We start from the raw sequence: 14,702 nt of genomic DNA on the forward strand, positions 1-14,702 counted from the left end.
ATTAATTATCATTTAGATTGACTTGTAATTCCCTGCATTTTAAACTCATTACAAAATCACAAAGGAAGCAAATAGGTGATCATTTTACTTATTATTGCAGGGCTCATTTTTTGTGGCGCCAGTGTGTTTTGTTTTTATAAAGCAAACTATTGTGCCTGTACACAAGCCGGCCAATGCGATAACCCCGTAAACCATTACTGGTTAGGGGCCATGCTAAATGCATTAGTGTCGTTAGCTTTTTGCTGTATTGCACTGCATGTACAGCAAGGAACATTATTATGGCTAACGTTAATGGCGAGTTGTTTTTTAGGCGCTTATATTTCTGCTAAACGCGAAAAACTTAAACGCTGTAAAAAAGCTAATTCAACAAGTGCTCTTTTAACAAACGAGCCAAATTAATTTGATAGTCTAGTGGCTTGATACTCGACACTATTTTAATACTTTGATCAGGTTCATTTAAGTCTAAGTCTTTAGGGGTGACGTGGTGCCCATGCTTAGCATTATAAAATAGCTTAACTTTAGGCTTGATGGGATTTGATTTATTGCCCTCGAGCACGAGAGCTAATCGCTCATTAGTTAATTTAACAATAGTGCCTACTGGGTGCACACCTAAACATTTAATAAAGTGCTGTACTAGCTCTGCATCAAATAGCTCTTTGTTAGCCAACAAATAACGCAGCGCATTAATGGGTTCATCCCCTTCTTGATGCGGTCTATCGGCTGTTAGCGCATCGTACACATCAACAATTGCCATAATGCGCGCTGGGCGGCTAAGCTTTTCAGCTGTAATACCACGCGGATAGCCTGAACCATCTAATCGTTCATGGTGGTTAACTATCATGTCGAGTATTAGGGGGGTAATGCCTTTTTCACCTTTAACCAAACCTAAACCTTGAGCCACATGGCGTTTAATAATATCCATTTCGCTGCTAGTGAGTTTACTTGGCCTAGAAATAATCCCCTGCGGGAGTTTAGCTTGGCCTAAATCGTGAAGTAACGCGCCCATAGCAAGCTGCTGCACGGCTTCTTCTTTGTATCCTAAATATTTAGCAAATACGGCGGTGAAAATAGCGCAGTTAATCATGTGGCGCCAATTGTAGCTATGTTTGTCTTTTATGCGGGTTAAAATGGTCATTGCGCTGGTATTTCTAAATACCGAGCTGACTATATCGTTAGCCATTTCATCAATCACCTTTAAATTAACCGACAGCCCTGTGGTTACATCACCATACAAAGCTTGCAGCTTGCGATTATGCTGCTCAAAGTTGATGCTAGCTTTGGCAAATTCTTGCTCAAGGGTAATCGCAGGTTTTACAGCGGGTGGCTTTGTTTTACTGCTTGATGTAGTGCTCTTTTGTGAGGGCGCACTCTTAGGTTTGTACTTATCGGGTATGGCGGCATCGCCTTTGGTAAAGTCGATAAGCAGCTCTAAAACGCCTTCGGTTACTAAGCGTTTTATAATTGCCTGGTTTCGCACTAAGCCACTGGTTTTTATTTTTATACTGTTGAGCCCTTCATGCTGTTTGGTAACACTGTCAACAAACATACCTGGGGTGAGCTCTGAAATGGGTAACGCGATGAGCATGGCAGAAGCGTTTTCTACAATTGAATATGCCTACTAAATAGCATTGTTTAACCCTAAAAGTCTACTTTTTGAGATTTAGCAAATAATAAATAACTAGAACCATACTAAAAAGTACAAACCTAGTTATTTTATATTAAGTATTAAGCATTACATTGTGTTGCCAACATACTATGTATTGAATCGCTCGATATAGGCTTTGACAATAAAAACCCTTGTACTTGGTTGCAGCCATTATCTTGTAAAGTTTTGAGTTCGCTTTCCATTTCAACGCCCTCTGCAATCGCTATTAAATTAAAATTATGAGCAAGCGTTATAATGGCCTCTAAGATAGAAACATCACTTTTACTATCAAGTTTAGAGATAAACGAACGATCAATTTTTAATTTGTCAGCGGCAAATTGCTTTAAGTAAGCCATATTAGAGTAACCGGTACCAAAGTCATCTATCGCAAATTTAACACCAAGCTCTTTTAGAGCAGAAATAATAGTTGTTACTTTTTCTGATGATTCTAATAATGCCGATTCGGTCACTTCAAGCTCGAGTAGTTCAGGGCTTAACCCCGACTCAGACAACGCACTCTTTACATCACTTACAAGGCAGCCCTGTGTAAAGTGATGCGCAGAGCAGTTAATAGCTAATACAATTTTTTGACTATATTGCGCTTCCCACTTTGCGGCTTGCTCGCATGTTTGGTTTAAAATCCACTGCGTAATAGGAATAATCAAGCCACTTCGCTCTGCTGCCGGTATAAATTCAGCAGGTGAAACTTGCCCAAGATCTGCATGCTTCCAGCGTAATAAGGCTTCCACACCAACAACTTTACGACTATTTATATCAAACTGTGGTTGGTAGTCTAAATAAAGATCTTGCTGCTCAAATGCTTGCCTTAATTGTGTTTGCACATAAAGCTTACGAACCCCTTCTTCACCCATATGCGGTGCGTAAAAACTATATGCATTTTTACCACTGTCTTTTGCATCATAAAGCGCAACATCAGCCGCTTTTAGCATTTCTTCAAAGCTTGTTCCATGCTCTGGATAACGCGCAACGCCAATAGAAGGCGTAATAACAACTTGGTAGTCGTCAATTACAAATGCGGTATTAAACAAAAATAGCATTTCTTTTAATAAAATATTTAGCTGAGCAAGCCCTTGAGTATTGGCCAATAGTAAAAATTCATCTCCCCCTAAACGCGATATAAAATGGCTTTCATTATTAAATTGCTGCAAACGTTTTGCCACTTCAACTAACACTAAATCGCCTGCGCCATGCCCTAATGAGTCGTTAATCGCTTTAAAGTTGTCTAAATCAAGTAAAATGAGCACAACTTCCTGGTGCGTGTAACTTGCCTTAGCAACAGCTTTATCAAACTCTTCTGTTAACTTCCAGCGGTTAATTAAACCTGTTAACGGGTCATGCATCGCCATATAAGCTAGTTTTTCGGCTGCGGCTTTCTTTTCAGATATATCATGAACACTAATAAATGCGCCAAGCAGCTTTTGCTCTTGTAAGTTTGGATACGCTCTAATTTCTAACGAAAAGGTATGGCCGTGATCATTCGTGTACTCTAATAGCTCAGCCGAGAACTCTTTTGCACTATTTATGTTATCAAGCAAGCTAGGTATAAATGTCGCGTTATGACCAAACAACTCGTTTAGCGTGTAATTTGCATCAACCACATCTTGAGCTATAGCCGTGAGTTTATAAGCCGCTTTATTTAAATAGCGACATCCCCCGTCTAAATTCACAATAATAATTGGTTGGCCTATGCTATCGAGCAATAATTTGGTTTGTATCTCGTGTAGTTTTAAACTTTCTAGTGCGGTGTATTCTCGCTTTACCGATAACCCTAACTTGTTATTAAACCAATAAACTAAAAACAACATAGCGCCACTTAGGCCAATGGCTATGTATACATAAATAATCCACTCGGCTAAGTAATCTTTTACTGCTAAGCCGGTGACTAGGTAAAGGGCGGTGTCGCCTATGCGCTTATAGTTATATAAACGGTTCTTTTTATCGTAGTAATCAGCACTTTTTAAGGTGCCTGAGTTTGACGTACTCACCATGCTATCTAATAGCTTAGGGTAGTTTTGCTCAGAGCTAGGTAAAAGGCGTGGGTAATGGATTAAATCACTATAAGTATTATCTAAACGTATAGCTAATATGCCATGCTTACCCACATCTATAGAGGCAAAAAGTGCAGTAATTGCATCCAGTGGCATTTGTGTAGAGACCCAGCCCGACAACTCGCCACTTCTTTGTGTAGGAATAATAATATGCAGAGAGTTATTGCCTTGATCTGCGTATAACGTTTCACGCAAAGGCGGTTTTACTTTAATAAAGCTTTCAAGCTCTACGTGCTCTGCCCCAAGGACAATATCGCCTAACGCGTTGTATACATTTATATTTGCCAGAGAGTATTGCAGCGACTGGTTATAAGCGAACACTTCTTGCTTTTGTAAAATCACCTGCTGATTTATAAACTGATCTATTTTTCTTAGCGAGCTTAAACGCGGAAAAATAAGGCCATCATAAATACGTGACTCTAATGCTAAATTAAGATTGTACTGTTGCGCTATGGTGTGCTTTTGAATTTGCGTATAACTCATGTACAAAAAGCAGCAAAGTAACAGTAATGTCCCGCCCCAAAAGCTTGCCCACTTAAAGGTTTTATTAACTAAAAACGACTTTATATTTAGCTTAGGTTTAGTTTTATCTAGCTCAACACCAATAATGCTATTCATGTATTTATAACCTTAACAGTTAAATTTTAAAGCTCATCACAGCATCATTAAGATCTGCCGCTAAATTATTAAGTTCCTGCGTAGCAACAAATGTCTGATTTGCGCCACTGGCCGTAGAGGTAGATAACTCTTTTACATTGTCTATATTTCGGTTGAGCTCTTTCGTTGCCATAGCTTGTTGTTCTGTGGCTGTAGCAATCACAATATTTTTACCGTTTATCTCACTAATTGCCCGCGTTACTTTCTCAAGTGAGGTGCTTACTTGCTCAGATTGAGTGAGGGTATAGCCTGCTTTTTGCGAGCTTTCTTTTAAAGACTCCACGGTGTTTTTGGTATGGTGTTGAATGTTACTAATTAACGACTCAATCTCTTTAGTAGACTCTTGCGTACGATGAGCAAGCGATCTCACTTCTTCTGCAACAACAGAAAAACCGCGGCCATAGTCTCCTGCACGAGCAGCTTCAATTGCGGCATTAAGTGCAAGTAAGTTGGTTTGATCGGCAATACTTTGAATAACGACCAAAACACTGGCTATTTCATCTGTGCTTTTTTCGAGTGAGCTGGTGCTGCTAGATACGGCTAGTACTTCATTTACTAACTCAGAAATTGCACGCATTGACTCATCTAAATTAGCCTTTGCTTGCTGCGCATCTTGATCGGATGATTGCGATAACGCCGAGGTGACACTGGCATTATGCGAAACTTCGTCAATCGCAATATTCATTTGCGAAATTGATTCTGAAGACTGATCAATTTGCTCACTTTGCGAGCGTAAATCATTATTACTTTGCGCCATCACTTCATTAATTTGAAATGCAGCTGAGGACAGGTTTTGTGAGCTTAAAGTAATTTTTTCAACCATGCTTGATAAGTTATGCTGCATAGTGCGCATGCTATGAAAAAGCAAACTGGTTTCGTCATTATGTGCTTCGTTAATTTCAATTTGGTTATTTAAATTGCCCTGTGAAATGCTATTTAACAGTATTACAGCCTGATTTAGTGGAGTAACAATACTGCGAATAAATAACATTCCCATCAATATATTAATTATCACAGCGGCTAAAATAACAGCAACAAGAATTATGATTGCGTTATTAAATGTTTGATCCGCAGAGCGAGTTGCTTTGCTCACGCCCACTTCATTATATTTAATAAGCGCGCCTAAGTGGCGGTATAGCTCACTGCCTTTAACAGCCAGCTCTTTATTGAGCTCTATTGAGCGCTGCTGGCTTAGCGAGTTGTTTTCTATTTTGCCAATAAGCTCATTTAGGCTTTGAAAATAAGTATTAACCGCAGTACTGAGCTGATTAGCTATTGCGGTTTTTTCTGGATCATTATGTGCATTTTTTAAAGTAAATAAGGTGGTTGTAATATTTGCTTCGTTTTGCACAATAATTTGTTTACTCGTGGCAATCACTGAAGAGAGCTCTGTGGCACGAATGCGCTGACCTTCTAAGCGAATACTCGCAATATCATTACTTAGCTCTTGCGCTTGTATAAGGCCTGGCACCCAATACTCATTAATGGTGTTCGTTATAGAGTTAACTTTAGATAAAACAAAAAAAGCACCGCTACCAATTAGGCATGATACTAATGTTAAAAATGCGCAAAATAATACAGCTCGTTTTGCGATGCTTACTTTTCTAATATCCATTATATTTCACAGTAGTTTAAATTGTGCGCAATGCTACGCTGTAAACTTTATAATGAAAATTGTACTCAAATGTTACTGTATCTGTACGTGCGTATGTACTGCCTATACCTTGGTATAGGGTGATTGATCCTAAAGTTAATGAGGTGTTTTATTAGGCATTTATTCATTAACCATTCATCGAAGAAAGTAACATTTCGTTCATTCTTACTAATTCGGCAAATGAACTGGCTTGCATTTTTTTAGACGCATTCGCACGGTGAATTTTTACTGTTATTAGGCTTAAATTAAGCTCAGATGCAATTTGTTTATTAAGTAAACCACTTACAGCCATACTCATTACTTCTCGTTCTCGCATACTTAACTGCTTATATTTTTGTTGTAATTGCAGCAGCTTTAGATGCGATTGGCTTTTTTGTAGGCCTTGCATTATTGCATCAAGTAAATCTTGCTCTCTAAAAGGCTTAGTTAAAAAGTCGATAGCACCGGCTTTCATTGCCTTAACCGACATAGCAATATCGCCATAACCCGTTATAAAAATAATGGGGATTTGTAAGCCTAATTGCTTTAAGTTATTTTGAAAATCTAGCCCATTATCCAAATTAACTCTCACATCTAAAATTAGGCAACTAGGGCGAGTTTGATCTACAGTGGCATTAAAATCGTGAATAGAACCATAGCCGCAAAAGTCCAATCCTACAGAGCGCACAAGGCTGCCTATAGCCTCACGAATTGCTTGCTCATCATCAATCACTATTACTAAAGGCTTATTCATATACTTCTCCCCCATCACATTGAGCCTTTAGGCTTAATATGACACATGCTCCCCCTGTTGGATTGTTACTAATTTTAATGCTCCCGTTATGATCTTTAATAATAGTGCTGCAGATAGTAAGCCCCATTCCCATGCCATTTTTTTTGGTTGTGTAAAACGCATTAAAAAATTTTGACGCACTATCACTTTTAAAACCAGGCCCATTATCTTTCATTGTTATCTCTATATTTGGGCCATTTATTTGTACCGTAATACTAATTTTTTTATCTGCTTGGTCATGTTTAAACGCCTGAATACTATTAAGTAAGAGGTTAATTATCACTTGCTGAAGAGCCACTTTATTAGCAAATAAAGCGCAATCAGCCGAGTTCCCTTGATAATCAATTGCCACATCTGTTTTATTAATTAACCCATCCATAAGGGCAAATGATTCGCTAAATATACTATTAATTGGCACTAAGGTTTTATCGATAGGTGATTTTTTAGCAAGTGCATAAATGCACTGAATAATGTCACTGGCCTTTTGAGCCCCTTTATTAATTCCAAGTAAATTTTGTTTTATTTCGTGCGTGTTTATCGGGCTTTGCGCAAGCCAGCGCCCTGCAGCTTCGCTATTTATAGTAATTGCTGAGAGCGGCTGATTAATATCATGGGCGAGCGTAGTAGTCAGCTCTCCAAGCACACTTACACGGTTTGCATGAGCCAGATCAGACTGGGCTTTGGTTTTAGCAAATTCATTTAACTTAAACTTTGTAATATCTTGAATTGCGCCAATGTATACAGCCCTTGTATCGCCAAGGGGTACCCTTTTTAACAGCATACAAACATATTTAATTTTATGATTTGAAAGCATTAGCCTAAATTGCACAGAAACAAGGGATGATTCATCACTAAATTCAGTTAACGCTTCTTTTAAATTAACTATATCTGCACGATGTACTCGTCGATAAATACATGCCAACGTTGGCTGTTTAGTTAAATCATAATCAAAAATACGGGCCGTTTCATGTGACCAAGTAACTTGTTTTGTTGGGGAATCGAAGCGAATACTGCCTGTTTTGCTCAGCTCTTGAGTTTGCGTTAAAAGCTCTTCGCTGTAGCGTAGCTTTTCACTTTTTAATTTGTTTTTTCTGATCAAAAAGGTGGTGCTAATAATAGCAACTAGGTTAACAAAGCAGTGGGCAAATTCGATAGACCATATGTTGTTATAATGGCCAAGTAAGAAGGCTAAAACGGTTAGCAGCATACAGGCTGCACTTAAGCCATATACTCGCTGTAGCGATTCTTTATTAGAGTAAAAAATTATAACAACAATATAAAAGACAGGAATAGAGATATTAGTTGAGCAAAATGTATCGACAAAAAATATTGCCAAAATAACAGCAATCAATACTGAGGCTGTAATTACAGGTTTTACAGAGTTAATCCAATAAATATTAAAAATTGTATACACGAATAGGCCGCCAAAACATAGGTTAATAAATGAATAAAAAATATCCCTATGATTCAAAAGCTAATGAGCATCACTTTAGAATAAAACACAGCCAAAACGTTATGAGTTTTAGTCTAACATCCAAGAGTAAATTACATTTGTTACAAGTATATGAATAATTATTATATATTAATACAAAAATATGCATTTAAGCGCATATTTCCTCAAGGGGGCTTTTTCGGTGTAAGGTATGGAAGATAAATAATATTGAAGTGATTTGTAAAATGGCCCGCCCGAGAGGATTCGAACCTCTGGCCTCACCCTCCGGAGGGGTGCGCTCTATCCAGCTGAGCTACGGGCGGCCAATAATCATAACTACTAATGAGTTAGAGGATAATTACCTTAAGTTGTAATGTGAACTTACAAAAATGCATTATAAGCTCACTATTACTGCGCTTGTTTTATATAGCTCACCACAAGGTGGACCACGTGATATCCATTTCACCACATAAGCACATTTGTTGCCAAAACACTAACTCGCGATATCAATGCTTTAGCACTGGCAATAATAAAGAGATCTTTAAATAAATACCAGCATCATTGAGTTATATGCCTATAAATCAAACTGTTTTTGATAAAACACTTCACAACTTGCCAAAAACAAGCTATTTATTGGTATTCGATAAAAAAATAGTAACCGTTTGGCAACATGTTCTGAATGCTTACGGATTATATAGAGGATGTAATTATGAGTTTAATGTCGACTGAGCAAGTGGCTGAGTTTTTAGGTGTAAAAGCCGAGCGGGTAAAACGCCTTGCTCGTGAGAGCTTGCTTATTGCCAAGTCTGAAGATGAAAACGGTGAACCCCAATTTGATGCTGACGAAGTAGCAAAGTACAAAGAGCTTGCCGCGCGTTTTGGCGGGCTTTAATCTTTTATCTCGTTTAATAACTTATTTAGCTGCGCGCGTAATGTGCTTGCCTTATTATTTATGTCGCGCTGCTCATACCACCCTATACACAACACCAAAAACACCACTTTAAAGTAGCGTAGCTTGTCATAAGCGCAATAAAACTCACTGGGTATTGCTTGCTGGGCGCTATATTGCTCAAGCAAAGTGTGCTCTGCGTGCGCATTTAGCTCTAAGCTAACCGCAAGTGCCGCTAAATCAAAATACACGTCGTTTGTTTGCGCATATTCAAAGTCAATTAAATACATGCCTCTTGAATTTACTATTAGGTTATCTTTAACTAAATCGTTATGACAAAAGCCACTGTTGTAGGGCATGTCATTAATGGCGCTTAGCGTATCTTCAATTAAGCGGCTGTGCTGTTGATATATGTTGCTATTAGCGTAATACACAAGCTCTTTTGCAATATCCATTGGCTGTGTAGCTAGAGGGTAACTATGAACGCGTGCCAACTTCTCAATTAGGTCAATACTGTAATTATTAGTAGCAATATCACCACAAATATAGCGAAATGCAGCTCGCCTGTTAGCCTTATCGAGCCAAATGGGTTTAGGGCAAACGTTATGTTGGCCAAGTGCAGTTTGGGCTTGTAGCCCTATTTTAGGCCAATGTGATTTGTAGCATTTTAATAAGTAGTTTTGCTGTGCGGTTTTTATTAGGTAATTGTCGTTACTTAAACCATTCACTAATTTAGTGGTTTGTAGCACGTGTTCAGGTGCCACAAACTCACTACATAACGCGGCAATATTTGGATTACGATGCATGCGTTATAATTGCGCTAATGGCTTAGCTTGGCTTTGCTCGTACTCTTCGTACCAGGTTTTAAATCCCCACGCGGCCATAATAGTGTAAAAAATAAATAGCGCGAGCGTTGGGTAATAGCCTTTTTCGTAATACAAATACATTGAGGCCGCATCAATAACAATCCAATACAGCCAATTTTCGAGTACTTTTTTAGCAACTAAATACGTGGTTACCACCGCAAAACAGGTTGTAAAGCTATCTAGGTAGGCAAAATCGGCGTGGGTGTAGTTTTGCATTACATAGCCAATAATAATGGCCGCTAAGCTCGTAGCGCCTATAAGAATGGCGTGGCGTTGTGTAGACCATGAGGTAATACTAATATTATCTGCTTTGCCTTTGCGCCATACCATCCAGCCAAATACAGCCATGTACATGTAATAAAAATTAAGTAGCGACTCCATAAGCAGCGCGCCATTCCAGTACATTATGGTGTAAATAAGCGTGCTAAAAAAAGCGGCAGGCCAGCACCATAGGCTCTCTTTTATTGCCAGTAACAAATAAGCAATAGACAACCCTACCGCAATATATTCCCAATGCGACATTGCTGTAAAACCACTTAAGGTTTGTGTTAAAAAATCCATGTGTGCGGTTACCGTTTTTAATACACGTTAAATAAAGGCGATTACTCTGGAGATAAATCGCCAGATAAAAACTTACAAACAAAAATAGCCTTACCAAACTCTTCGTACGAGCGTTTAATTTCGGTGTTTAGCACTTGCATTACTAAATCGTAATCGCCAAAAATTTGTGTAGAAAGCGTATTGGTGATCACTTTTAAGTTGTCGTATTCATTTAAACGGTCAATAAAGCCCTTAATAAACGGGATGTAATCTTGATGAAGTGGGTATTTACTGATCTCTACTGATAATTTCATTTTAAACTCTACTTTTAATTATTTGATTTCAACAAATCGTTCAATGCCAGTTCAATACAGTGTAAAATTACACTCACACTCAATTAGCTGAGCTTATTATGGCACGCAGAATAACCTATACATTTAAAAACCAACCGCGCGAAATTAACTTCGCAAAAGACAAATACCACGACATGTATCAAGCTATTGCCGCTGCCGAAGGTATTGATTTAACCAACTACTTAAACATGGTACGCCAAATAGAAATGACCTCAAAAGGCTCTTCGGCTGTACGTAACTTTCGTGACCAAGAATTTGCCCGTATGGGCTTTAGTGATATTTACTTTATTAAAGAATAAATATCACTTATTAACTATCGCTGGTACTCGTAACTTACGCGCGGTGTAATATTACACAGTAATTCGTAAGGGATAGTATCGGCGCAGTGGGCTATTTCTTCAACCGGAAGCTCCGGCCCCCACATTGTAACGCTGTCGCCTACTTTAACATTGTGCTCGTTTGCGCCTATATCAATGCTTATCATATCCATAGACACACTGCCTACAATACCGTAACGCTGCCCTGCGATCATAACCGGTGTGCCTTCTTTGGCATGACGCGGATAGCCATCGCCATAACCCATAGCCACTACCGCTAATTGGGTCGGTTTATCACTTTGCCAACGGCCTCCATACCCTACTCGCTCATGTGCGGCAACATCACGCACTGCAATCACCTTTGTGGTTAAACGCATGACCGGCTTTAAATTGTGTTCTTGCCCTGTGCAGTTTGTCATTGGCGACACCCCATAAAGCATAAGTCCTGGGCGTATCCAATCACCGTGTCCTGCAGGCCAAGCTATAATACCGGCCGAGTTTGATAAACAATGCGCTTGGTCTATGCCCTTTACAAGCGTATCAAATAAACTAATTTGCTGCGCCGTTTTAGTATTGTGCGTATCATCGGCACACGAAAAATGGGTCATCAAATTAATGGTGCTTTTAGCATTGGGTGTGCTCTGCAAGCGACTATAAAATGCGTCAAACTGCTCCGGTGCTATGCCTAAACGGTGCATGCCGGTGTTTATTTTTAGCCAGCAAGTAATTGGCGCATCTAAGGTGGCATTTTCTATTGCTGCAAGCTGGTTTTCGTCGTGCACAATAGTTTGAAAATTATTAGCCAATAAAATAGGTAAGTCGGCTTTATTAAAAAAACCCTCAAGCAGTACTATTGGCTTTGTTAAACCACCGGCGCGCAGTGCGAGGGCTTCATCAATTCGGGCAACAGCAAATGCATCAGCACTATTTAAGTGCTGGGCAATTTTTACTAAACCATGCCCATACGCATTGGCTTTTAATACCGCCATTATTTTGCTATTTGGCGCAAAACGTTTTACCTGCGATAAGTTATGCGCAAGGGCGGTTAGGTTAATTTCGGCAGTGGCTAGGCGCATTAGTATTCATCATCAACTGCTGGCCCCGCGTAATTATCAAAGCGAGAAAATTGCCCTTGGAAGGTTAAGCGCACTTTACCAATTGGGCCGTTACGCTGTTTACCTATGATAATTTCGGCGATGCCTTTTTCAGTGCTGTCTTCGTTGTATACCTCATCACGGTATATAAACATGATTAAATCGGCATCTTGCTCTATCGAACCCGACTCACGTAAATCTGAGTTAATTGGGCGTTTATCGGCACGTTGCTCTAGCGTACGGTTTAGCTGCGAAAGCGCAATAACCGGGCACTGTAACTCTTTAGCGAGCGCTTTTAATGAACGCGATATTTCGGCAATCTCTAAAGTACGATTATCTGATAAACTAGGTACGCGCATTAACTGAAGGTAATCGACCATGATCATACTAATACCACCGTGGTCGCGCGCTATACGTCTTGCACGTGAACGCACATCGGTAGGTGTAAGCCCCGATGCATCATCAACATACATTTTGCCTTTTTCCATCAACAGCCCCATAGTTGATGAAAGGCGTGCCCAATCGTCATCATCTAGCTGGCCAGTACGTACCTTAGTTTGGTTAATACGACCAAGTGATGCCAACATCCTCATCATAATTTGTTCAGAGGGCATCTCTAATGAGTAAATAAGCACAGGCTTGTCTTGCGTCATTGCGGCGTGCTCAGCAAGGTTCATCGCAAAGGTGGTTTTACCCATCGACGGACGTGCTGCAACAATAATTAAATCAGAAGGCTGCATACCTGCTGTCATTTTATCTAAATCAGCATACCCAGTGCTTACACCGGTTACACCGTCTTGCGGCGACTGGTATAGCTCTTCTATTTTATCAACGGTTTTTTCAAGAATGTTATGAATGCTTTGCGGGCCTTCGGTACTTTTTGTACGTTGCTCAGCAATTTTAAATACCTTACTCTCGGCAAAGTCTAATAAGTCGTGGCTGGTGCGCCCTTCTGGGTTAAAACCAGCTTCGGCTATTTCATTAGCTACGCCAATCATTTCGCGTACTACCGCGCGCTCACGCACAATATTGGCGTATGCATCGATATTGGCAGCACTTGGGGTGTTTTTAGCTATTTCAGCTAAGTAAGCAAAACCACCAATACCAGCAAGTTGATTATTTTTTTCAAGGCTTTCTGAAATTGTAATTAAATCTATCGGATCGCCAATTTCGGCAAGCGCGGTCATGGCTTCAAAAATAAGCTTATGGGTGCGGGTATAAAAGTCCTGCGCAACAACCAGCTCTGCTACGCGGTCAAAAGCTTGGTTATCAAGCATTAAGCCACCTAAAACAGATTGTTCAGCTTCTATTGAATGGGGAGGAACTTTAAGGGTATCGACTTGCTTATCTGGTTTGGCCATAACTTCACAGTACTAAAATTGAATGGCTCTATTCTATCGACTTGGCGGGGCTGTGCAAATAGCAAAGCAGGAAATCTTTTCCTGCTTTTTGTAATCATCAACGCTAATTAGCGTTATTTAGTTCGCAGCTCAATGCGCCCGCTTATAGTATCCATTTCAACACTTGCGCTGCCACCATTTGCGCTAAACTCTAAATCACTAGAAGGGCCGTATTTAGCTTTAGTCACTTTATCGCGGGTTACTTTATTAATAATTTTACCATTGGCATGAGCTTTAATCTCAAACTGAGCCGACACGCTTTGCGGGAAGTAAAAATCAGCATCACCACTTACCGACTCATAGCGAACATCAGCCCCTTTTAGCAGCTCGCTGATGTGTATTTCAGCTTCGCCGTTTACAGTATTAATACGTAAGCTTTTTATGCTCGATAATGTAAAATCGATATCGCCATTTACGTTTTCTAATCGTACGTCGTTTGCGGTTGTGCTTGATTTAATATCGCCATTTACGGCACTAAAACGCAGCTCTCCGCTTGATTGCTTATCGTTTATTTCACCGTTTACGGTTTCAAATTGAATATTGCCGCTTAAGTTCTGTGCGTTTACATCGCCATTTACGGTGCTTAATTTAACAGTGCCGCTAATGTCATTTACCGTAATTTCACCATTAACAACATCAACCTCAGCGCCTTTTTTAAGTGTTTTTGCAGTCACTGACACATTTACGCCAGCAAATTCTAAGCGACTACTTTTTGGCATAAATACCGTTAAGTTAGAGCCATCTCCATTGTTACCCCATCCCAAATTGCGTGGCATTTTTACTATAAATTCGGTTTTATCGCCTGTCGTTTTAAGCTCAAACCCTTCGGCCTTGTCATCCAGCTCGCCGGAGACTTTAAATTCGTTTTTATCCCAGCCGGTTATGTTTACATCGCCACGTTGGTTTTCAATAAAAATAGTGCCGCCGCTTGGTACCTCTATTTGCTTATCTATTTTTTCGCCCGCTAAAACGCTCAGTGGTAATAGGCTTAGCCCAAGTAAAATTGCTTTCATG

At 39.7% G+C, this 14,702-nt stretch carries 14 protein-coding genes and 1 tRNA gene; 3 read left to right on the forward strand and 12 right to left on the reverse strand.

The window, feature by feature from the left end; translation table 11 throughout:
* Positions 1-75 precede the first annotated feature (75 nt).
* Positions 76-399 (forward strand): hypothetical protein, encoded by a 324-nt coding sequence (locus tag NQT65_RS11965; RefSeq protein WP_029772472.1) that lies wholly within the window; start codon positions 76-78, stop codon positions 397-399.
* On the opposite strand, the gene NQT65_RS11970 is transcribed toward NQT65_RS11965, so the two are convergent.
* The 6 genes from NQT65_RS11970 to NQT65_RS11995 all read right to left on the reverse strand — a co-directional run bounded on the left by NQT65_RS11970 (position 359) and on the right by NQT65_RS11995 (position 8,552).
* Positions 359-1,585: a cyclic di-GMP phosphodiesterase gene (locus NQT65_RS11970; RefSeq protein WP_256851261.1), complete on the reverse strand. Its 1,227-nt coding sequence runs from the start codon at positions 1,583-1,585 to the stop codon at positions 359-361. The two genes, NQT65_RS11965 and NQT65_RS11970, sit on opposite strands and share 41 nt — an antisense overlap.
* A gap of 140 nt (positions 1,586-1,725) precedes the next feature.
* A complete protein-coding gene (locus tag NQT65_RS11975) occupies positions 1,726-4,332 on the reverse strand; it encodes an EAL domain-containing protein (protein ID WP_256851262.1) in 2,607 nt (868 codons plus the stop codon).
* A 19-nt stretch (positions 4,333-4,351) separates the two neighbouring features.
* Positions 4,352-5,986: a methyl-accepting chemotaxis protein gene (locus NQT65_RS11980; protein ID WP_256851263.1), complete on the reverse strand. Its 1,635-nt coding sequence runs from the start codon at positions 5,984-5,986 to the stop codon at positions 4,352-4,354.
* Positions 5,987-6,152: 166 nt separating this feature from the next.
* Positions 6,153-6,758 (reverse strand): response regulator transcription factor, encoded by a 606-nt coding sequence (locus NQT65_RS11985; protein ID WP_201780875.1) that lies wholly within the window; start codon positions 6,756-6,758, stop codon positions 6,153-6,155.
* Complete coding sequence (locus NQT65_RS20255; protein ID WP_256851264.1) at positions 6,751-8,211, reverse strand: PAS domain-containing sensor histidine kinase; 1,461 nt, start codon at positions 8,209-8,211, stop codon at positions 6,751-6,753. Before NQT65_RS20255 ends, NQT65_RS11985 begins: the two co-directional genes overlap by 8 nt.
* 264 nt (positions 8,212-8,475) lie before the next feature.
* A tRNA-Arg gene (locus NQT65_RS11995) sits at positions 8,476-8,552 on the reverse strand.
* A gap of 386 nt (positions 8,553-8,938) precedes the next feature.
* On the opposite strand from NQT65_RS11995, the gene NQT65_RS12000 reads away from it, so the two are divergent.
* On the forward strand, positions 8,939-9,121 hold the full coding sequence (locus tag NQT65_RS12000) for a hypothetical protein (RefSeq protein ID WP_024031630.1): 183 nt from the start codon (positions 8,939-8,941) through the stop codon (positions 9,119-9,121).
* On the opposite strand, the gene NQT65_RS12005 is transcribed toward NQT65_RS12000, so the two are convergent.
* Genes NQT65_RS12005 through NQT65_RS12015 form a run of 3 tightly spaced genes read right to left on the reverse strand, consistent with a single transcriptional unit; the run spans position 9,118 to position 10,838 of the window.
* Positions 9,118-9,924 carry a phosphotransferase gene (locus tag NQT65_RS12005; protein ID WP_256851265.1) on the reverse strand — a complete coding sequence of 269 codons (807 nt, stop codon included), beginning with the start codon at positions 9,922-9,924 and terminating at the stop codon, positions 9,118-9,120. The genes NQT65_RS12000 and NQT65_RS12005 overlap by 4 nt on opposite strands.
* Positions 9,925-9,927: 3 nt before the next feature.
* Positions 9,928-10,545, reverse strand: coding sequence for a nicotinamide riboside transporter PnuC (gene pnuC / locus NQT65_RS12010; RefSeq protein ID WP_004588465.1), 618 nt, complete (start codon positions 10,543-10,545; stop codon positions 9,928-9,930).
* 41 nt (positions 10,546-10,586) lie between these two features.
* A complete protein-coding gene (locus NQT65_RS12015) occupies positions 10,587-10,838 on the reverse strand; it encodes a hypothetical protein (RefSeq protein WP_004588464.1) in 252 nt (83 codons plus the stop codon).
* Between the two features lie 98 nt (positions 10,839-10,936).
* Here NQT65_RS12015 and NQT65_RS12020 point away from each other — a divergent pair, with 98 nt between their 5' ends.
* Positions 10,937-11,176: a DUF2960 domain-containing protein gene (locus tag NQT65_RS12020; protein ID WP_004588463.1), complete on the forward strand. Its 240-nt coding sequence runs from the start codon at positions 10,937-10,939 to the stop codon at positions 11,174-11,176.
* Positions 11,177-11,190: 14 nt separating this feature from the next.
* Here NQT65_RS12020 and alr read toward each other — a convergent pair whose 3' ends face one another.
* The 3 genes from alr to NQT65_RS12035 all read right to left on the reverse strand — a co-directional run bounded on the left by alr (position 11,191) and on the right by NQT65_RS12035 (position 14,701).
* A complete protein-coding gene (alr, locus tag NQT65_RS12025) occupies positions 11,191-12,270 on the reverse strand; it encodes an alanine racemase (RefSeq protein ID WP_256851266.1) in 1,080 nt (359 codons plus the stop codon).
* Positions 12,270-13,649, reverse strand: a complete 1,380-nt coding sequence (gene dnaB / locus NQT65_RS12030) for a replicative DNA helicase (RefSeq protein WP_126006033.1) — start codon at positions 13,647-13,649, stop codon at positions 12,270-12,272. The genes alr and dnaB overlap by 1 nt, the downstream gene beginning before the upstream one ends.
* 113 nt (positions 13,650-13,762) lie before the next feature.
* Positions 13,763-14,701 (reverse strand): DUF4097 family beta strand repeat-containing protein, encoded by a 939-nt coding sequence (locus NQT65_RS12035; protein WP_126006031.1) that lies wholly within the window; start codon positions 14,699-14,701, stop codon positions 13,763-13,765.
* Between the last annotated feature and the right edge of the window lies 1 nt (position 14,702).

It is taken from the genome of Pseudoalteromonas agarivorans (assembly GCF_024518735.1).
Lineage (GTDB): Bacteria > Pseudomonadota > Gammaproteobacteria > Enterobacterales > Alteromonadaceae > Pseudoalteromonas > Pseudoalteromonas atlantica.

Coding starts and splice junctions, on each gene's coding strand:
- NQT65_RS11970 (WP_256851261.1), bottom strand. CDS start 1,585: ATGCTCATCGCGTTACCCATTTCAGAGCTCACCCCAGGTATGTTTGTT.
- NQT65_RS11975 (WP_256851262.1), bottom strand. CDS start 4,332: ATGAATAGCATTATTGGTGTTGAGCTAGATAAAACTAAACCTAAGCTA.
- NQT65_RS11980 (WP_256851263.1), bottom strand. CDS start 5,986: ATGGATATTAGAAAAGTAAGCATCGCAAAACGAGCTGTATTATTTTGC.
- NQT65_RS11985 (WP_201780875.1), bottom strand. CDS start 6,758: ATGAATAAGCCTTTAGTAATAGTGATTGATGATGAGCAAGCAATTCGT.
- NQT65_RS12000 (WP_024031630.1), top strand. CDS start 8,939: ATGAGTTTAATGTCGACTGAGCAAGTGGCTGAGTTTTTAGGTGTAAAA.
- NQT65_RS12005 (WP_256851265.1), bottom strand. CDS start 9,924: ATGCATCGTAATCCAAATATTGCCGCGTTATGTAGTGAGTTTGTGGCA.
- pnuC (WP_004588465.1), bottom strand. CDS start 10,545: ATGGATTTTTTAACACAAACCTTAAGTGGTTTTACAGCAATGTCGCAT.
- NQT65_RS12015 (WP_004588464.1), bottom strand. CDS start 10,838: ATGAAATTATCAGTAGAGATCAGTAAATACCCACTTCATCAAGATTAC.
- NQT65_RS12020 (WP_004588463.1), top strand. CDS start 10,937: ATGGCACGCAGAATAACCTATACATTTAAAAACCAACCGCGCGAAATT.
- alr (WP_256851266.1), bottom strand. CDS start 12,270: ATGCGCCTAGCCACTGCCGAAATTAACCTAACCGCCCTTGCGCATAAC.
- dnaB (WP_126006033.1), bottom strand. CDS start 13,649: ATGGCCAAACCAGATAAGCAAGTCGATACCCTTAAAGTTCCTCCCCAT.
- NQT65_RS12035 (WP_126006031.1), bottom strand. CDS start 14,701: ATGAAAGCAATTTTACTTGGGCTAAGCCTATTACCACTGAGCGTTTTA.